Genomic DNA, 18,275 nt, shown 5'->3' on the forward strand with positions numbered 1-18,275 from the left:
TGGGGAAAAGGGCCTTCTGGCGTCAGGGGTGTCTGACGCGTCTGACGCGTCAGACGCCGTCAGGCGGCGATCGCCTGGAGCGGGATGATCTCGTAGCGGCCGGTCTCGTCGGTCTCGCGCAGGCGGCCGTCGGCGACCATCGCGGCGACCTCTCCGGACACCCAGGAGCGGCCGCGGTTGAACCGGTCGCAGTAGTCCATGAAGTCGACCGGGCCGACGACGGTGCGGCCCTCGGCCTCGAACTCGCGGAGGAGTTCGATCATGATTCGCTTGGCCTCGTTCTTGCCAACCTTGGTGCGCGGCGGGATTCGGGGCGGGGCGATCTCGACCACGTCGTCGTCCTCGACGGGCGGGAGTTCGGCCTCGGCGTCGATCCAGCCGTCGACGTCGTCCTCGACCGCCTCGGTCTCGTCGTCGGGGTCGAGGTCGTAGTCGTAGCCGCTGTGCATGTCGGTCTCCTGGTCGTAGACGCCCGTCTCGTCCGGGTCGGTGGCGAGGGCGGGCAGCGGGTGGCAGGTGCGCTGGGTGAAGGCCGGGCCGACGGCGTTCGCGGCGGCCTTGGCGGTGACCGGGTCGCACTGGGCGCGGACGTCGGCGAACGCGGCGACGACCCACTCGGTGGCGTCGGCGGGGGTGAGGTAGGCGCGGGAGGGGGTGGCCCAGAACGTCTCGGGGATGCCGTTGGCGGCGAGGTAGCAGTAGCCGGGCTTCTTGTCCTTCCACGCGTGCGGCGCCGCGCCGGCGTCGAGCGCGTCGTCGGGCAGGGCGAAACCGGCGTCGCGCTCGTCGCGCAGCCCGAACACCAGCGAGCTGCCGAGCGAGGCACGAGTGTCGGTGCTCATCTGCGAGCCGGAGGCGCGCTGAAGGGAGATGACCAGGGACATGCCGGCGGAGCGGGCTTCCTGGGCGATGCCGGTGAAGACGTCGTCGTCGGTCTCGCGGATGGTCTTGGCGGCCTCCTCGAACCAGGCGAGCAGGTAGGGCATGCCCGGGGAGCCGTCGGCCTGCGTCTCGGCGCAGGCGGGTTCCCACTGCTTGTAGCCGTACTTGGCCAGCCAGGAGGTGCGGGCGGGGATGACGGCGCGCAGGGCGGTGATCATGGCCTTGGTGGAGTCCATGTCGAGGGCGGCCCAGTCGAGGGCGGGCAGCAGCGGGCCAAGGGTCTGCTCGGCCTTCGCCGGGTCCGACGCCCACACGATGACGTCGCGGCGGGTGACGACCTCGGTCAGGGCGGTGATGCCGCCCTCGGACTTGCCGGAGCCGGTCATCCCCATGACCAGCAGGTGCATGGCGTTGCGGTGCGCGGCCGGGTCACCGGGGAAGAACATCGCGAGGTGTGCGCCGTCCTCGTAGATGCCGAGGTGGATCGGGTCGGCGATCGACCCGCCCGGGTGCGAAGGGCCCGGGTAGGGCGCGCCGGCCTTCAGCAGGTCGTTGGGGACGACGGTGAGGGTGGCGCGGGAGGAGTCGTCGGCGTCGGGGGTGACCCGGACCGCGTTCTTGGCGACCTTGAGCGCGCCCGCCAGCCGCGGCAGGGCCTTCGACACGTCGTCCGGAGTCAACTCCCCGCCCGGGAGCTGGAGGTCGAAGGACGCCTTATTGGGCTGGACGGTGGCGGAGGTGACCATGGTCTTGGCGAGGCCGACCTTCTCCAGCAGGCCCTTGTCGGCGCTGTTCCCGGTGCCTTCGGGGTTGACCCGGAGGATCTGCCGGGCGTTCCAGGACGCGGCGACGGTCGGCAGCGTGATGAAGAACAGGCTGGGCAGCGGGCCCGCGGTCGGTCCGGCGAGGGCGGCGGCGGTGAACCACGTCGAGCCAAGGACGACGGTGATCGCGGAGTGCAGGCGGCGCTGGGCGCTGGTGGCCTTGCCCGCCCACCAGGTGACGCCGCTCATGGCGACGGAGGCGAGGGTCAGGCCGACGCCGCCGCCGGCGGAGTTGCCCCACATGGCGTGCGCGGGGAACGACAGCACGCCGACGCCGGCGCCGAGCAGCCATGGGGGCAGGTAGGGCTTGACGCGGTGGAACAGGTAGTCGATGGGTCCGCCGGCGTGCTGGTTGGCGTCCAGGGTCAGGGTCGAGGCGGCGGTTTCGTGGTGCGCGGCGGCGTGGCGGGGCACGGCTTCCTCCATGAACAGGTGTGGCGGGGAGGGGAGTTGAGCCGGGCCGGGGCGGACGCAGGGTACACGTCACCCGAGCGGGCCGGGTGACGGGCACAGCGCCCGCCCCGGCCGGGGCGGGAGGGTCAGCCGCCGAAGTCGAACTTGCGGCGGGGCTGGCGCGGCTTGGCGACGCGGGAGATCTCCGGGTCGTACTCGCGCTGGAAAGCGGCGTAGGTGCGGGCGAGTTCGGCGGCGCAGTCCTTGGCGTCGTCGGCGGCCTTGCCCAGGTGCTTGGCGACGCGGCGGGCGCGGGCCTGCGAGCCGAACGGCTTGCCCTCGGGGTCGGGGACCTCCTTCAGCACGGCCCGGAGGATCTCGTGGGCCATCGACAGCTCGAAGGAGAGCTGCATGAGCAGGGACCGGCCCTTCTCGCAGTAGGCGCGCACGTCCGCGTTGGTGAAGAACTCCGGGTCGCCGAGCGGCGAGTAGTTCGTCCGGCCGCCCGCGCCCTGCCCGCCGCCGGACGGCTGGCCGATGCCGCCGCCCTGCGCGCCGCCGGTGTTGCCGCGGGTGGGGCCGGTGTTGACGGGCCCGGGGTTGTAGTGGAAGTGGTAGCTCTTGCCACCGCCGCCGCCCGCGCCGCGGCCCTGCGGCTTGGGGTTCTGCTGGGCGCCGGTGCGGCGCGGGGGCGGGAACGGGTTGCCGCTGCTGTACGGGGTGCTCATCTGCGGTTCCTCCTAGGTCAGTTCTGGGCGGTCTGGTCGGCGGCGAGCGGGCCGGTTGGCGTCTTCCTGCGGCGGTACGACCACGCGACCTGGGCGGCGATGGTGCCGATCAGCCACAGCAGCGTCATGACGCGGCCGGGGCCGAACCAGGTGGCGGCGGCCGACCACGCCAGCACCCCCGCGGCGGCGGCGATCGAGGGGAGCTGGGTGCGGGCGGTGCGGCGCACCGACCAGCGCGGGTGGCGGTAGGCGATGGACACCCATCCGGCGGGCATCAGCAGCGCCGCGACGGCGGGGGCGAGGGCCGCGCCGGGCAGCACGAGCGACAGCACGGCGGCGGCGACGAAGAGGCCAACCCCCGCCCAGAGCGGAGCCCAGGCGAAGCGCCGCTCCCACAGCTCGCGGGCGGCGGCGAGCGCCAACCTGCTGGCCAGGGAACGCCGGTGGGGCACGACGAGGACCACCGGCGCGGTGCCGTCGCCGAGGTCGAGGAGGTGCGCGGCCGGACCGGAACGCCGGCCGCGCTGGGCGGGAATGCTCACTTTGGACATGCGGACCTTGGACACGCCGACCCCTTTCAGGCCGTCAGGCTGGTGGCGGAACGGGACTTCCACTGGTCCTGAAGCTCGACGAACAGCGTCCAGACGGCCTCGCCCTCCTCGCACGGCTGGTCGTTCCCGCACGCCGGGCAGCTGCTGGTATGCAGGACGGACGCCTCGAACGCGGCCATGAAGTCGATGAACAGCCGGTCGGCGGGCCGGGCGAACTCCAGCGCGGCGGCCACGGTGCCCGCCAGGGTGTCGCGGACGGGCGCGCCGTGCCGCTCGGCGACCCAGATCAGGTAGCGGTTGCGCTCGGGGTTGGGGCAGTCGGGCGGGCAGCCCAGCACCACCCGGCGGGCGGCGACGTCGAGGCCGAACTCCACGTTGGTGGTGAAGCCCGGCATCGAGTCGAGGTCGCGGGGGATCCAGAACAGGACCACGCTGCTGGCCTCGCGGGCGGCGCTCTCCCAGCCGACCTGGTCGTCGTAGTGCTCGGCCCGGACGCCGCCGCGGGACTCGGGCGAGAACACCGTCAGCGTCTCGCTCTCGCGCCACTGGCGGTCGAGCTCGGCGATCGCGGCGGGCCGCCACGAGGCGACCGGGCCGCCCAGTCGCGGGGTCGGTCCGGCGAGGAACACGCTCGGGCCCGGGGCGGTGGGGAGGTTCTCGCGGGCCATCACGACGTTGATCACTGCTGGTCTCCCATCGGGGTGCGGGTGCGGGCGTTGTGCTGGGGCGTCCAGGGCAGGGGCAGGCCGTCGCCGTCGGCGCGCGGGACGACGTGGATGTGCAGGTGGAACACGGTCTGCGTCGCCTCCGGCCCCTTGGACGTGATGACGTTCGCGGCCGGGAGAGCGGCGGCCAGCTCGGCGGCGCGCGCCATCGCGGCGGCCGAGACGACCGGGTCGGTGCCGACGTCGGCGACGTGGGCGCGCGGAATCACGAGGAGGTGGCCGGGGTTCACGCCCCCGGAGCGGGGCCGGATCGCGATCGCGTCCGGCCACTCACGCACGACCACGGCTGACGCGGTGCCGGCCACGATCGCGCAGAACACACACGAGGTAGCCACGGTCAGATCCCGTCGCGGCGGTCGCCGGTGAGCCGCAGCGCGTCGGAGAGGATGATCCCGTGGTCGAACGCGAGGTCGTTCAGGTCGCCCTGGAGGTCGGCCACCGGGACCCAGCGGACGGCGGCGGCGTCGTCGGCGGCGACGGCCTGGGTGCCGGCCGGGACGGTGACGACGTAGGCGGTGGTGGAGTACCGGCCGCGGGGGTCGCGGCCGGGGGCGTCGTACACGCCGACCTCGCGCAGCCAGGACGGCGGCACCTTGACGCCGGTCTCCTCCTCCAGCTCCTGCACGGCGGCGTCCATCGCGCTCTCGCCGTCGTCCACGTGCCCGCCGGGCAACGCGTAACGGCCCTTGAACGGGGCCTTGCCGCGCTTGATCAGCAGGACGCTGCGGATGCTGTCTTCGAGGATGGAGATCATGTCGGTGGTGTAGCGGACGATCTCGGTGGTCTCGGTCTGGGTGTTGTCGGACATGGCAGGACTCCAAAGTTGTTGTGGTGAGCGGGAGTTGGGCGTGACCGTGGTCGCGCTCAAGCGGCGGCCATCGCCTCGGCGTCGGCGGCCTTCTGCTCGTTGAGCCGCTTGTAGACGGCGTTGACGTAGGACGCGGCGCGGGTGGAGCGCTGGGCGGCCTGGCGCTGCGAGACGCCGTCGCGCCAGCACTGTTCGATCACGCGGGCGGCCTCGGCCTCGCCCAGCCGGACGGTGGCCGGGGCGGTGTTCACCTCGCCGTCGGTGGTGAACGCCTCGGGTTCCGGGGTGTTCACTGGGCTCGGTCCGTCCGAGTCCACCGGGTCCTCGATCACGTCCTCGGTGTTCTCCGGGGCCGGTTCGGTGATCGGTTCGGCGGTGTCGGCCGGGGCGGGGTGAACGGGGGTGAGCGCCGGGTGAACGGGCTCGGTGTTCACCGCCTCTGTCGGCCCCTCCTGGAGCGCCTTCCGGGGCTCTGCCCTCGGGGTGGGCGGCGGGGTTGCGGTGGGCTGCGGGACGGGGGTGAACGGCACCTGCGGGGGGCTGAACAGCGGGGTGTTCACCACCTGCGGGGCGGCCTGCGGGGCCGGGGCGGGCTGCTTCCGCAGCGGCGTCTGGGGCCGCTGCGCGATGCGGGCCAGGGCCCTGCGGTAGGCGGGTCCGGCCTCGGCGACGAGCAGCAGCAACAGCGGCGGGATCAGGTGGATCACGACGCCGACCAGGTCTTTCGCCAGCGCGGCGGCACCGATGTTGAGCCAGACCGTGGCCAGCCCGGTGACCCAGCGGAAGAGGGCCGGCCAGCGTCCCGCGCTCACTCCGAAGCGGGCCAGCGTGCTGTCCGCCTGAAGGCTCAGGATGAAGCATCCGTCGCTGGCGACCGCCATCACGGGCCCGGTGCCGTAGCCGCGTGAATGGTCGTCGATGAACGGGGCGGCGGTGGACATGCTCACCAACACCACCGCTCCCGTCAGGATCCACGTACCGACGCTGATTACGAGCGACGTACGGCGGATCTGGGCCGGGGTGGGCACCTCGGTGAGCACCGGGTGAGCACCCTCGCCAGGGCGGTGAACGTTCACCCGGCACCACCGGTGTTCACCCGGGTCCCGGCACGGACCGTCCGTCGTTCAGCGCGGCGCCCGCTCGGCCCGTTCACGCCGCACTCCCGATCGTGGCGGCGCGGTCCTGCCGGCGCTGGCGGGCCTGCCGGTTCTGCTGCGAGCGCTTGAGCTTCGCGCGCTCGTCGGCGGTCAGCCCGCCGAAGATGCCCGCCGACTCGCCCCGCTCCATCGCGTCGGCCAAGCACAGCAGCCGCACCGGGCACCCGGCGCAGATCATCTTCGCCCGACGCTCCGCAAATTCGAACGCGCATTCCCATTCCGGGCCCATGGCGTCCGGGTCGGGCTCGGGGAAGAACAGGTCCGGGTCGACGCCCTTACAGGCCGCGCCGGTCAGGTCGCCCTCGGCGGGCGGCGCGACCAGCACCGTGCGGGCGGCGACGTGCGGTCGGCGGGTGCCGCGCAGGCTCCGGCGGTGCAGACGGGCCCGGGCCATCACGCCGCCGCCTTCCACGCCAGCGCCAGCGGGCGCTCGGCCCCGGCGCGGATCAGCCGGCGGGCGACGCCGCGGACGGCGAGGTCCAGCTCCCGCTCGACCTCGCGGGCCACGTCCAGTCGGGCCCGCTCCTCGTCCGCGCTCTCGCCCGGCACGCCGGCGAACAGGTCGGGGTCCACCCCGACGCCGAGCGCCAGCTCCTTCAACTCCTCGGCCCCGAGGGCCGTCTGTCCTGCGACAATGAGTTCCACGGTCTACCTCCGTTGTAGGTGGGCCCAGGGGCCGCCGCGCGTTCCTTGGCCGGGAGCGCGGCGGCCCCGAATCTCGGGCCGGACCACTCGGTGCATCACGAGCAGCCGCGGCACACGACGCACACCACCCGCCCACCTCTGGGCGGAAGTTGCGCGCCGAGCACCGTGATCACTGGTGTGCGATCAGAAGCGGTGAGCCCCGCCCGCAGTCAGCGGCGGGGCTGGGAATGTCGGTGAGCTCTCATGGCTCACCCCCTTACAGGCGTCTAGCTGGGTGATGGTGGTCGTCCCGCTGCTTTTCGAGAGCGTGCTCCCGTTTTAGGACGCAGCTGCGTGACCAGCGCTTTAACCCTCCGGCTGACAAGGTGCCGGGTACCTCGGCCCGATCTTTCGCGGGCCCCTTCACCCCTCGGGGTGCGTTTGTGCAGCTCAGGGCAGCCCAAAGAAGGCCACTCTGTGTCGCCCCTGTCTCACTTTGTGGCGACACCCACAACATAGACAACCTGCCTAGGCAGGTCAAGAGGGTTGGGTGTCTCGCGCATGTTGTACACCTCGCCTACGATTGCGACATGAGCCTTGACCCGGATGACTCTCGACCGCCGTATCAGCAGGTCAGCAGTTCTCTGCGAGCCTCGATCCTGACCAAGAAGCCGGGCTTCGAGACCGGCGACAAACTCCCGTCCGGCCCTGAACTCGCCAAGCGCTTCGGAGTGGCGCGCGGCACCATCGACAAGGCGCTCGACCTGCTCAGGCAGGAAGGGCTGATCGTCACCCGGCAGGGGAGCGGGTCGTTCGTCAGGGAGCGAACGTCGCGACCGGTCGGTCTCCGGCCGCACCTCGAAGCGGCCTTCGAGCAGAAGCACGTGACGCTCGACTTCGCCGGGTTCTCCAGCGAGACCCTGCACAGCGCCATGCTTGAGCCGCTGGACAAGGTCCGGAGCGGCCGACTGGCCCCGGAGTCCATCACCGTGCGGCTGCTGCTGCCGGACACCACGGTCCCGATGGCCGTCCCGGTGCTGGTCGACGGGCTCAAGGACGAGGAAGTCCTCAGGGAGCGCGCCCGCGGCATCGCATTCACCAACGCCGGCGGGATCGCCCACTCCGTCGAGGTTCTGGCGGAACTCGGACTCGTCCAGTCGGCCAGCGTCGAGGTCAAGGTGCATCGGGCGTCGAGCCTGTTCAAGCTCTACATCCTGAACAGGTCGGAGGCGTTCTTCGGCTTCTACCCGTTGCGGGAACGGACCGTCGCCGTCGAAGGCGAGCCCTACACCTTCTTCGACGTCACCGGGAAGGACACCACGCTCTTCCACCACGCTGCCGGCCCCGACGACGCCTCGCTCGGATCGCAGTACGTCCAGCAGGCCCAGACCTGGTTCGACAGCGTCTGGTCCACGATCGCGTACGAGCGTCAGGCATGACCGAGCCGAGCGAATCCCTCGCCGACCTGCTGCGGCCGGTCAAGCACGTCCTGCTGGACTTCGACGGACCCGTCTGCTCGGTCTTCGCAGGATTTTCCGCACCGGATGTTGCGGAGAGCCTTCGCCAGGCGCTCGCCGACCTCGGCTGGCAGGCGGCTGCTGGAGGGTCGGTCGAGACCGATCCTCTCGCCCTGCTTCGCCAGGTTGCAGAGGTTCGCCCAGACCTCGTCCCGGCCGCCGATCAGCGGCTGACGCTACTCGAAACTGAGGCTGTACGTTCCGGCCGACCAAACCGTGAAGGTGAGGCAGTTCTGCGGGCCTGCGCCGACTCCGGACGCTCGGTGTCGATCGTCAGCAACAACGCAACTGCCGCGATCGAGTCGTACGTTGAGGCGCACTCGCTCGGCCGCTACGTCGCGCGGGTCATCGGCCGGGCACCGGGCGATCCGTCATCCATGAAGCCGAGCCCGCGCCTGCTGCTCGAAGCCATCCAGGCAGAGGGTGGCGGACTCGCAGACTCCGTCTTCGTGGGGGACGCGGTCAGGGATGTCGAAGCGGGCCTCGCGGCCAGCATCGGCACCATCGGCTATGCGAACAAGCCCGGAAAGCGCGAACGCCTCACCGGTGCCGGTGCGGTCGAGGTGGTCGACTCCATGGGCGCCATCGCCGAGGCGTTGATGGGTTGAGCCGACGTCTGCCCGCCCTGGAACATAGACGGAACGGTCGCGTGCCGATCTGGGGTGGCGGCGGCTCACTCGCTGGTCAGAGCGTTCTTCCGACCAGCGAGACTGACGTTCTTGAAAACTGTCGTGGCTTCGCGCCACCGTGGGTTCAAATCCCACACCCTCCGCGCCTGAGAACGGCCCCCGACCTGTACATCCGGTCGGGGGCCGTTCGGCGTTCGCGGGTGACGGCGCGTCAGGGGAGGCGACCGTGGGCGCGGGCGAGGGTGAGGGCGGCGAGGGTCATGCCGTCGTCGAGGCGGCCGGTGGTGATCCAGTGGTGGAGGTCGGGGAGGGGGAGCCAGCGGGTCTCGACGACTTCGTCGGGGTCGCGGGGGGCGCCGGTGGGGACGGGGGCGGGGACAGTGGCGTGGACGACGGCGACGGCGCCGGCGAGCAGGCCGGAGTCGGGGGTCATGGTGCCGAGGAGGTGGAACTCGGCGTCGGGGACGCCGAGTTCCTCGTGCAGTTCGGCGCGCGCGGTGACCAGCGGGTTGGCGTCCTGGGCGAAGCCGCGGGGCAGGCCCCATTGGGGGCGGCCGAGCGGGTAGCGGTAGGTGCGGACCAGCCCGACGAGCTCGCCGTGGACGGGGAGCACCACCACGCCGAGGCCCTCGGCGCGGTGACGGATCCTCAGGTAGCGGCCGGCGGAGCCGCTCGGGAAGGCGACCTCGTCGTCGTAGACGTCGACGAAGCGGTTGCGGTAGGCGAGCACCTCCCGGGTGCGGCGGATGGCGTCCGGGTGCTCGGGATCTGTCACGGTGTCAGCTTCTCAGGTCGACGACTCGTCCCAGCGCACAGGCCAGCCGTCTGCTGGAGAGCCGGCGTGCCACGCTGTCCTTGCCCTTGCGGTACAGGACGTTGCCGACCGCGCCGGCCGCCATCGCCGGGTAGCCGACCAGTCCGGGCAGCCGCCACACCTCGGTGGCCAGCGCGGGGCCGACCGCGCCCGCGGCAGTGAGTACCAGTTCGATCGCGAACCCGCCGATCGGGGCCAGCCCGGTCCGGTCGCCGAGGACGGCGGCGACCCGGGCCAGGTGGGCGTCCAGCGCCTTGCGCGCGGCGAGCGGGTCCTCGGCCGTCCGCAACCGCTCGATGCCCTTCCAGAACGGCGACTCGGCAGTGCGGCCGCGCTCGGCGCGGGCCTGCATCAGGGCGGCGATCGCGTCGCCGGCGTCGGTGCGCAGCGCCGCCATCCGGGCGCGCACCCGGTCGTCGGCGAGGCCGGCCGCCGCGCCGAGCCTGATCTCGAACAGCGGCCCCGAGCCGGCCCGGTCCGTCTCCGGGCGGGTCTGCCCGGCCCGGTGGCGGTACTGGGCGAGGGCGAGTTCCTGGGCGGCGGCGCGGGCGGCCAGTCGGCCGTCGTCGAGGCCCTGGCCGGTGCTGAGAGTGGTGTCGGCGACGCCGATGGAGTCGACCACGGTCAGGTTGTAGAGGGTGTCGACGAACTCGACCACCAGGCCGAGGGTCTCCGGCCCGCCGACGATCTCCTCGGGGGTCCGTCCGGCGGCGTCGCCGGGCCACGGCCGGGCCAGCCGCAACCGGCTGCGGTGGTGGAAGGCCTGCGGCCGGTCGACGCCGAGGCGGCGGATCGCGGTGGCCAGCGTGGCGTGCACCTCCCGGTACGGCTCGGGCAGGTCGGCCACGGCCCGTCCCATCGGCGAGGCCGGGTCGACGGCGGCGACCACCAGCTCGCCGAGGGCGTACAGCCGGGCGGGCGGCCGGGCCGCCACCCGGGGGAGGTGCCGGAACTCGTCGCGGACCACCGCCAGCCCGTCGGCCCGTTCCGGGTCGAGCCATTCGGCGCTCAGCAGCCGGTCGAAGTCGGCGGCCTGTTCCCGCACCTCGCCGGGGTCGAGGCCGTGGGCGGCGGGGTCGCTGAGCTCGGGCAGCAGGAGGCTCAGGAACGGGCCGGCCGGATCGACCGTCCTGGCGAGCATGCCCGCCACCGCCTCCTCGTACGAGCGCGCCCCGAACAGGTGGAGCCGGAACGGGTGTTCGCCCGGTGCGCTGCTGTCCCTGGCGCGCAGGACGGTGGCCGCGACCCGGTGGAACCCGAACGAGTCGAAGGCGAACGACTGCGGGACGACCACCTCGCGGCCGAGCGCCAGCGTCATCAGCACCTCGGTGAAGATCTGCAGCTGCAGCTCCTCGCCCCGGCCGTCCCCGGGCCCGGCCGTCCGGGCCGAGTCGAGCGACTCCAGGTACTGGTACTGCCTGCCGTCGTCGTACGCCATGCCGTGCCCCCCAGGACGAACCGTCGCACCGGGACGCTACCTGCGGCGTCCGGCGCTGACCAGCCCCGGACCGACGGGCCGTCAGAACAGCGTCGGCGGCCCGTCCGGGGCGGGCAGCCCGGGGAGCGCGTCCTGCCACAGGGCGGCGTCGCTGAGCGGGAGTTGGCGCATGCTGCCGTCGCACAGCTGCAGTGAGCGGCGGTCGCGCTTGTGGTCGTGGATGACGCCGTAGCCGGTGCGGCGGGTGGGCATCAGGGCGACCGAGCGGTCGCAGGCGGGGCACTGGACACGGGGTGCGCGCATGGGTACCAGGGTGCCCGAACCGACCGACAGCCCGACAGGGGGCGGCGACGCTTGCCCGGGGCCGGACGGGGGAGGAGAGTGCGGGCGGAACGAGTGGAGGTCGTCGTGGGTGAGTTGGTCGAACGGCTGCGCGCGGGACTGCCGGACGGCGCCGTCGCGGTGGACCCGGACGTCACGGGCGCGTACGCCCGCGACATGGCGGGATTCTGCGACGCGGGCGAGCCGGCGGTGCTGGTCTTCCCGGAGACGGTCGAACAGGTGCAGTTCGTGATGCGCACCGCGACCGAACTGCGCGTCCCGGTGGTGCCGCAGGGCGCGCGCACCGGACTGTCCGGCGGCGCGAACGCCGTCGACGGCTGCATCCTGCTCTCGCTGACCCGGATGAACCGGATCCTGCACCTCGACCCGGTCGACCGGATCGCGATCGTGCAGCCCGGCGTGGTCAACGCCGAGCTGTCCCGGGCCGCCGAAGCCCGGCAACTGGCCTACCCGCCGGACCCGTCGAGCTGGGAGTCCTGCACCATCGGCGGCAACATCGGCACCGGCGCCGGCGGCCTGTGCTGCGTGAAGTACGGCGTGACCAGCGAGTACGTGCTCGGCCTGGACGTGGTGCTGGCCGACGGCCGACTGCTGCGCACCGGACGGCGAACGGCCAAGGGCGTGGCCGGCTACGACCTGACCCGGCTGCTGGTCGGCTCCGAGGGCACCCTCGGCGTAGTGGTCGAGGCGGTGCTCGCGCTGCGCCCCGCGCCCGGCCCGCAGCTGGTGCTGGCGGCCGAGTTCGACTCGGTGGACGCCGCCGGGCGGGCGGTGTGCGACGTGATGGCCGCCGGGTTCACGCCCTCGCTGATGGAGCTGATGGACGCCACCACCGTCCGCGCGGTCAACGAGATGGCGCAGATGGGCCTGCCGGAGTCCACCCGGGCGCTGCTGCTGGTCGCCTTCGACGGCCCGGACCAGCGCGAGCTGCTGGCCGCGGTCGGCGAGCTGTGCACGGCCGCCGGGGCCACCGAGGTGGTGCCGGCCGAGGACCGGGCGGAGTCGGAACTGCTGCTCCAGGCCCGTCGGCTGGCGCTGCCCGCGCTGGAGCGGATGGGCACCACGATGATCGACGACGTGGCGGTGCCGCGCAGCGCGCTGGCCGCCATGCTGAACGGCGTCGCCGAGATCGCCGAGCGGCACCGGCTGACCATCGGCATGGTCGCGCACGCCGGCGACGGCAACACCCACCCGGTGGTGATCTTCGACGCCCGGGATCCGGAGCAGGTGGAGCGGGCCCGGGTCTCCTTCGACGAGATCATGTCGCTCGGCCTGGAGCTGGGCGGCACGGTGACGGGCGAGCACGGCATCGGGCTGCTGAAGCGCGAGTGGCTGGCCCGGGAGCTGGGGTCGGTCGGCCTGGAGCTGCAGCGGCAGATCAAGGCGGTCTTCGACCCGCTGGGCCTGCTCAATCCGGGAAAGATGATCTGAGGATCGTTCGGAATTCGGATCGGATTTCCCTGGAATCAGGCCCGGCCGACCACCCCGCTGGAATATCGACATTCGACGGTCGGCGCACCGGAACGGGGCGTGGGTGCGGCGTTCGCGCGCCCGAGGGGTGGCGCGACTCGCCGTGAACCGGCGGCTCGCGCTCCCGCCCGGCCGAGGCCGCCGACCGCCCGAGGTCGGGCAAAAGGCCAGCTCCGTGCAGGTCTTCCGCAGACCCGGAGCCCCCGTGCAGGGGCATGCGCAGGGGTGCGCGGATCACGCTAATGAGGGAAAAGGCCCAGCGGTGCTGGTGCTTTGTCGATTTGTTGCGGAATTCTGGTCCTCGGAAGTGAAGGGCAGCGATTCACGGTCATCGGCAGTGACCGGAGCGACCATCGGCAGCACGGAGGAATCCATGACGCACTTACGCACCACCCGCCCGGCCGCAGGCCACGGCCCGATCGGCGGTGCGGCCTCCGACGCCGGCGCCGTCCTCTCGCCGGTCCATCGCCACTGACCTCCCGGCGGGAGGTGCGGACGGACCGGCGGGGGCGCCGGACCGGCCGGAGCACCTGCCGCCGGAGCACCCGGGAGTGGAAAGGGTCACCCGCCTCGGGGCGCACAGACGAACGGAAAACCCCTCGGGGGCGCGGCGACCGCCGCGCCCCCGAGGGGTTTTCCGACCGGAAGGACCGCCCTACCGTCGGGCGGTGAGGGTCGCCCCGACGCTGGCGGCGACCACGCAGCAGATGCCGATCAGCTGCGGCAGGCCCAGCACCTGGCCGAGCACCAGCAGTCCGACCAGCGCGCTGACCGCCGGGTCCAGGCTGACGATCACGCTGAACACCCGCTGGGACATCCGGCGCAGCGCGACCATCTCCAGCGCGTACGGCAGCACCGGGAAGAGCAGCGCGACACCCGCGACGGCGAGCAGCAGCAGCGCGGGGGAGGAGGCGCCGGACAGGCCGTGCAGCGCCTCGGCGGCGCCGAACGGGGCGAGCACGACCATGCCGACGGTGAACGAGACCGCCAGGCCCTCGAACCCCCGGAACGCCGCGCCGACCTTGTCGGTGAACAGGATGTAGCCGGCGTAGCAGGCGGCCGCCCCGAAGGCGCAGGCCAGGCCGACCGGGTCCAGGCCGGAGCCGGACTCGCCGTGGCCGAACAGGGTGAGCAGCACCACGCCGCCGGCGGCGAGCATCGCCCACAGCACGTGTCCGGCGCGGCGGGCGAAGACCAGCGCGACGGCGAGCGGGCCGAGGAACTCGATGGTGGCGGCGGTGCCCATCGGCAGCCGGTCGACGGCCGCGGCGAACAGCAGGGTCATGCCGGCGGACGCCACGCCGAGCAGGCCGGCCATCGCCAGGTCGCGCGGGCTGCGGCCGCGCAGCCGGGGGCGGGTGAAGGCGAGCAGGACGACGGCGGCGAAGGAGATCCGCAGGAAGGTCGCGCCGGCCACTCCCAGCACTCCGAACAGCGGCTTGGAGGCCGCCACGCCGAGCTGCACCGCCACCATCGAGACCACGCACAGCACCGGGGCCGGGATGCCGCCCAGCCGTCGTCGCATTCCGCTGGCCCGCGCCCGACCGGAGCCGCCTTCGACCTTGGAAATGGAGGTGATAGCGGGGAGTTCAGTAGTGCTTTCAACGGTGAGGGAGGTGCCTGGCATGAGATCGAGTGTGGCGTAAGGAGTGCTTTTGGTCAAAGACGGTTACCACCCATCGGTCGAGGCCGGCTGCCGCCCGCCGACCGGGGGCGGTTTGCCGCCCACCGGGCTCCGGGGCGCGACCATGGGAACAGTGGGCGGAGTCCCGGATTCCGAACACGCCGCGGACCCGGACGGACACGCGCGGAGACGGACAGCCGTGCAGGTCGGCGGCGTCGGTCTCATCTCGGTTGCGGCTACTGACAGCGCGGGTGTGCCGGAGAAACAATCGAGGGCATCGCCTACTACCTGCGGGTAACAACCGCGGGCCGGTCAAGGAGGACCCTGGTGTACAGCACGATGCAGGACGTTCCACTCACCGTCGCCCGGATTCTGCAGCACGGGTCCACCATCCACGGCCGGTCGACCGTGACCACCTGGACCGAGAACGGCCCGGTCGTGCGGACCTTCGCCGAGATCGGCGCCCGCGCCGCGCAGCTCGCGCACGCGCTCCGCGAGGAGTTCGACGTCGCGGACGGCGAGGCCGTCGGCACCCTGATGTGGAACAACACCGAGCACCAGGAGGCGTACCTGGCGATCCCGTCCATGGGCGCCGTGCTGCACACCCTGAACCTGCGGCTGCCCGCCGACCAGCTGGCGTACATCCTCCGGCACGCCGCGGACCGGGTGGTGATCGTCAACGGCTCGGTGCTGCCGCTGCTCGCCGCCGTCCTGCCGCAGGTCGGCGACGTCGTCCGGCACCTGGTGGTGGCCGGGCCGTACGACCCGGCGCTGCTGGCGGGCTTCGAGGGGACGGTGCACGACTACGAGGCACTGATCGCGGGCCGCCGGACCGACTACCCGTGGCAGACCGACATCGACGAGAAGCAGGCCGCCGCGCTCTGCTACACCTCCGGCACCACCGGCGACCCCAAGGGCGTGGTGTACAGCCACCGGTCGATCTACCTGCACTCGATGCAGATCATCGCCGCCGACAGCTTCGGCCTGACCGCCCGCGACACCGTGCTGCCGGTGGTCCCGATGTTCCACGTGAATTCCTGGGGCATCCCGCACGCGGCGTTCATGACCGGCGCGAGCCTGCTGATGCCGGACCGCTTCCTGCAGCCCAAGCCGCTGGCCGCGATGATCGACCAGGTGAAGCCGACCTTCAGCGCCGCCGTCCCGACCATCTGGACCGGCCTGCTGGACGAGCTGGACGCCGGCGACTACGACACCTCCACCCTGAAGACCGTGGTGATCGGCGGCTCGGCCTGCCCGCCCGCGCTGATGAAGGCGTTCGAGGAACGGCACGGGATCCGGGTCATCCACGCCTGGGGCATGACCGAGACCTCCCCGCTGGGCACCGTCGCCCACCCGCCGGCCGGCGTCACCGGCGAGGAGGAGTGGACCTACCGGGTCACCCAGGGCGTCTTCCCCGCCTCCGTGGAGGCCCGGCTGATCGGCCCCGGCGGCGAACCGGTGCCGCACGACGGCGTCGCCGAGGGCGAGCTGGAGGTGCGCGGCCCGTGGATCGCCGGGGCGTACTTCGGCGGCGCGGACGGTGCGGCGATCCGGCCCGAGGACAAGTTCAGCCCGGACGGCTGGCTGCGCACCGGCGATGTCGGCACCATCACCGCCAACGGCTACCTGACCCTCACCGACCGGGCCAAGGACGTGATCAAGTCCGGTGGGGAGTGGATCAGTTCGCAGGCCCTGGAGAACCACCTGATGGCCCACCCCGAGGTGGCCGAGGCCGCCGTGGTGGCCGTCCCGGACGAGAAGTGGGGCGAGCGCCCGCTGGCCACCGTGGTGCTGCGGCCCGGCGCCACCGCCGGACTGCCCGAGCTGCGGGCCTTCCTGGCCGAACGGGTCGCCTCCTGGCAGCTGCCCGAGCGCTGGTCGCTGATCGAGGCGGTGCCGAAGACCTCGGTGGGCAAGTTCGACAAGAAGGTGATCCGCGCCGACTACGCCGCCGACCGGCTGGACGTGACGGTGATCGGCAAGGGATGACCACGAACGGCGTGTGCCGGGTGAGCGGCCGGTGGCGGACGTCGACGACGGGCCGGGCGACGCCGCGCTGCCTCACCGGCTGCGTAGTCGGCGGGGTCCGCGGCCGGGTGATCGGCGTCGGCTTCGGCCCGCACAACGGCGCGACCGTGGTGCTGTCGATCGCCCCGGCGTTCGTCGTCACCGTGCCGGTCGACCGCCGGCCGATCGGCCGCGGACTCGGCCACGCCGTGGTGCACGCCCACCACTGACCGACCCCGAGGGCCCCGCCGCAGCGCCGCGGCGGGGCCGTTCGCGTGCGCTCAGCGGCCGTTCACGACGGTGTTGCCGGTGATCGACCCGTCGGCGCCGTCCACCGTCACCAGGTGGCGGACCCCGTCCGCGCCGAGCACCTCCACCGCCCAGGAGCTGCCGCCGCCCTCCCGGCCCACCACCGACAGGGCGTCCGGCTTCCCGTCGGGCACCGCGCCCGCGGCCTTGGCCAGCGCCTGATCGGCGGGCACGGCCGGCAGCGCGGCCGGAGCGAGCGTCGCCGCCCCGCCGCCCTCGGCGCCGCGGTGCGCCGTCTTCCGCCCGTCCTGGTGGGCCCCCGGCCGCCCGTCCTGGTGAGCCCCCGGCCGCCCGTCCTGGTGAGCCCCCGGCCGCCCGTACGCGCCGGGCGCATCGGGTGCCTCGGGCGCGCCCGGCACCCGCTGCGCGAACCCCCGCTCGTGCATCGGCCGCCCGCGCTCCGGATGGTGCAGCGCCACCCCGGCCACGGTCGCGGCGACGCCCAGCACCACCACGGCCGCCGCGCCCAGCGCCCAGCGGCCGCCCCGCCGCTTCGGCAGCGGAACCCGGCGCCGACGCGGCTCCGCCCCGGCCGGCTTCTCGAACGCGACCTCCGGATCGAACGCCAACGGCCCCGGCCCCGGCTCCGGCGACTGCGGCTCCGACTGCGGCTCGGACATCTGCCCACCACTTCCCCTCGACGACCCGGCCGGGACCGATCCGCCGGCCGGGCGCCCAGCATGCCGCCACCCGCCTGAAGCCAAGCTGAAGTTGCCCCCGCCGCCCGGCCCGGCGCCTGCCACGCTGGTCCCCATGCGCGTACTGGTGGTCGAGGACGAACGGCGGCTCGCCGCCGCACTGCAACGCGGCCTGCGGGCCGAGGGGTTCGCCGTCGACGTCGCCCACGACGGCGAGGACGGCCTCTGGCTGGCCACCGAGCACGACTACGACGTGATCGTGCTCGACATCATGCTGCCCCGGCTGAACGGCTACCGGATCTGCGCCCGGCTGCGGGCCGCCGGCGACGACACCCCGATCCTGATGCTCACCGCCAAGGACGGCGAACTCGACGAGGCCGAGGCGCTGGACACCGGCGCCGACGACTTCCTGTCCAAGCCGTTCTCGTACGTGGTGCTGGTGGCCCGGCTGCGCGCCCTGGTCCGCCGGACCGGCCGCCGACTGCCGCAGACCCTGGAGTTCGGCGACCTGGCGATCGACCCCGCCCGCCGCACCTGCACCCGCGCGGGCGCCGAAGTGCGGCTCACCGCCCGCGAGTTCGCCGTCCTGGAGTGCCTGGCCCGGGCGGCCGGCGGAGTGGTCTCCAAGCGGGAGATCCTGGAGCACGTCTGGGACTCCGCCTACGACGGCGACCCGAACATCGTCGAGGTCCACATCAGCGCCCTGCGCCGCAAGATCGACGCCCCGTTCGGCCGCAGCACCGTCGGCACCGTCCGCGGCGCGGGCTACCGGCTGGCGGTGGACGGTGGCTGACC

20 protein-coding genes are annotated in these 18,275 nt (G+C 73.0%); 6 read left to right on the forward strand and 14 right to left on the reverse strand.

Going from position 1 to position 18,275, the window contains the following annotated elements; translation table 11 throughout:
* Positions 1-59: 59 nt before the first annotated feature.
* From traB to ACI1MP_RS20015, 9 genes are all read right to left on the reverse strand, one after another.
* Positions 60-2,120 carry a plasmid transfer protein TraB gene (gene traB, locus ACI1MP_RS19975; RefSeq protein ID WP_404869153.1) on the reverse strand — a complete coding sequence of 687 codons (2,061 nt, stop codon included), beginning with the start codon at positions 2,118-2,120 and terminating at the stop codon, positions 60-62.
* A 125-nt stretch (positions 2,121-2,245) separates the two neighbouring features.
* Positions 2,246-2,827, reverse strand: a complete 582-nt coding sequence (traA, locus tag ACI1MP_RS19980; protein ID WP_404869154.1) for a plasmid transfer protein TraA — start codon at positions 2,825-2,827, stop codon at positions 2,246-2,248.
* Positions 2,828-2,844: 17 nt separating this feature from the next.
* Complete coding sequence (locus ACI1MP_RS19985) at positions 2,845-3,369, reverse strand: hypothetical protein (protein WP_404869155.1); 525 nt, start codon at positions 3,367-3,369, stop codon at positions 2,845-2,847.
* 35 nt (positions 3,370-3,404) lie between these two features.
* Positions 3,405-4,061 (reverse strand): nucleoside 2-deoxyribosyltransferase domain-containing protein, encoded by a 657-nt coding sequence (locus ACI1MP_RS19990; RefSeq protein WP_404869156.1) that lies wholly within the window; start codon positions 4,059-4,061, stop codon positions 3,405-3,407.
* Positions 4,058-4,438, reverse strand: a complete 381-nt coding sequence (locus ACI1MP_RS19995) for an HIT family protein (RefSeq protein ID WP_404869157.1) — start codon at positions 4,436-4,438, stop codon at positions 4,058-4,060. The genes ACI1MP_RS19990 and ACI1MP_RS19995 overlap by 4 nt, the downstream gene beginning before the upstream one ends.
* 2 nt (positions 4,439-4,440) lie before the next feature.
* Complete coding sequence (locus ACI1MP_RS20000) at positions 4,441-4,911, reverse strand: NUDIX domain-containing protein (RefSeq protein ID WP_404869158.1); 471 nt, start codon at positions 4,909-4,911, stop codon at positions 4,441-4,443.
* Between the two features lie 56 nt (positions 4,912-4,967).
* Positions 4,968-5,852 (reverse strand): hypothetical protein, encoded by an 885-nt coding sequence (locus ACI1MP_RS20005; RefSeq protein ID WP_404869159.1) that lies wholly within the window; start codon positions 5,850-5,852, stop codon positions 4,968-4,970.
* Between the two features lie 208 nt (positions 5,853-6,060).
* Complete coding sequence (locus tag ACI1MP_RS20010; protein WP_404869160.1) at positions 6,061-6,462, reverse strand: WhiB family transcriptional regulator; 402 nt, start codon at positions 6,460-6,462, stop codon at positions 6,061-6,063.
* Positions 6,462-6,713: a hypothetical protein gene (locus ACI1MP_RS20015; protein ID WP_404869161.1), complete on the reverse strand. Its 252-nt coding sequence runs from the start codon at positions 6,711-6,713 to the stop codon at positions 6,462-6,464. Before ACI1MP_RS20015 ends, ACI1MP_RS20010 begins: the two co-directional genes overlap by 1 nt.
* A gap of 569 nt (positions 6,714-7,282) precedes the next feature.
* Between ACI1MP_RS20015 and ACI1MP_RS20020 the strand changes: the two genes are divergently transcribed.
* Both ACI1MP_RS20020 and ACI1MP_RS20025 read left to right on the forward strand, forming a co-directional pair.
* Positions 7,283-8,131, forward strand: a complete 849-nt coding sequence (locus ACI1MP_RS20020) for a GntR family transcriptional regulator (protein WP_404869162.1) — start codon at positions 7,283-7,285, stop codon at positions 8,129-8,131.
* Positions 8,128-8,817: an HAD family hydrolase gene (locus tag ACI1MP_RS20025; RefSeq protein WP_404869163.1), complete on the forward strand. Its 690-nt coding sequence runs from the start codon at positions 8,128-8,130 to the stop codon at positions 8,815-8,817. Before ACI1MP_RS20020 ends, ACI1MP_RS20025 begins: the two co-directional genes overlap by 4 nt.
* A gap of 232 nt (positions 8,818-9,049) precedes the next feature.
* Here the strand turns inward: ACI1MP_RS20025 and ACI1MP_RS20030 are convergent, their stop codons facing one another.
* The 3 genes from ACI1MP_RS20030 to ACI1MP_RS20040 form a co-directional block, all read right to left on the reverse strand.
* On the reverse strand, positions 9,050-9,613 hold the full coding sequence (locus tag ACI1MP_RS20030) for an NUDIX hydrolase (RefSeq protein ID WP_404869164.1): 564 nt from the start codon (positions 9,611-9,613) through the stop codon (positions 9,050-9,052).
* Positions 9,614-9,617: 4 nt separating this feature from the next.
* Positions 9,618-11,090 carry a hypothetical protein gene (locus ACI1MP_RS20035; RefSeq protein ID WP_404869165.1) on the reverse strand — a complete coding sequence of 491 codons (1,473 nt, stop codon included), beginning with the start codon at positions 11,088-11,090 and terminating at the stop codon, positions 9,618-9,620.
* A gap of 81 nt (positions 11,091-11,171) precedes the next feature.
* On the reverse strand, positions 11,172-11,393 hold the full coding sequence (locus tag ACI1MP_RS20040; protein WP_404869166.1) for a hypothetical protein: 222 nt from the start codon (positions 11,391-11,393) through the stop codon (positions 11,172-11,174).
* Between the two features lie 105 nt (positions 11,394-11,498).
* Between ACI1MP_RS20040 and ACI1MP_RS20045 the strand changes: the two genes are divergently transcribed.
* On the forward strand, positions 11,499-12,863 hold the full coding sequence (locus ACI1MP_RS20045; RefSeq protein WP_380341760.1) for an FAD-binding oxidoreductase: 1,365 nt from the start codon (positions 11,499-11,501) through the stop codon (positions 12,861-12,863).
* Between the two features lie 694 nt (positions 12,864-13,557).
* On the opposite strand, the gene ACI1MP_RS20050 is transcribed toward ACI1MP_RS20045, so the two are convergent.
* Positions 13,558-14,529: a DMT family transporter gene (locus ACI1MP_RS20050; RefSeq protein WP_157815787.1), complete on the reverse strand. Its 972-nt coding sequence runs from the start codon at positions 14,527-14,529 to the stop codon at positions 13,558-13,560.
* Positions 14,530-14,853: 324 nt separating this feature from the next.
* Between ACI1MP_RS20050 and ACI1MP_RS20055 the strand changes: the two genes are divergently transcribed.
* Positions 14,854-16,515: a long-chain fatty acid--CoA ligase gene (locus tag ACI1MP_RS20055; RefSeq protein WP_380341754.1), complete on the forward strand. Its 1,662-nt coding sequence runs from the start codon at positions 14,854-14,856 to the stop codon at positions 16,513-16,515.
* Positions 16,512-16,763: a DUF4396 domain-containing protein gene (locus ACI1MP_RS20060; RefSeq protein ID WP_404869167.1), complete on the forward strand. Its 252-nt coding sequence runs from the start codon at positions 16,512-16,514 to the stop codon at positions 16,761-16,763. The genes ACI1MP_RS20055 and ACI1MP_RS20060 overlap by 4 nt, the downstream gene beginning before the upstream one ends.
* Before the next feature lie 51 nt (positions 16,764-16,814).
* Here ACI1MP_RS20060 and ACI1MP_RS20065 read toward each other — a convergent pair whose 3' ends face one another.
* Positions 16,815-17,462, reverse strand: coding sequence for a PepSY domain-containing protein (locus ACI1MP_RS20065; protein WP_404869168.1), 648 nt, complete (start codon positions 17,460-17,462; stop codon positions 16,815-16,817).
* Positions 17,463-17,595: 133 nt separating this feature from the next.
* On the opposite strand from ACI1MP_RS20065, the gene ACI1MP_RS20070 reads away from it, so the two are divergent.
* A complete protein-coding gene (locus ACI1MP_RS20070) occupies positions 17,596-18,273 on the forward strand; it encodes a response regulator transcription factor (RefSeq protein ID WP_043915232.1) in 678 nt (225 codons plus the stop codon).
* The last annotated feature ends 2 nt before the right edge of the window (positions 18,274-18,275 follow it).

This window comes from Kitasatospora griseola (genome assembly GCF_044999035.1).
GTDB lineage: Bacteria > Actinomycetota > Actinomycetes > Streptomycetales > Streptomycetaceae > Kitasatospora > Kitasatospora griseola.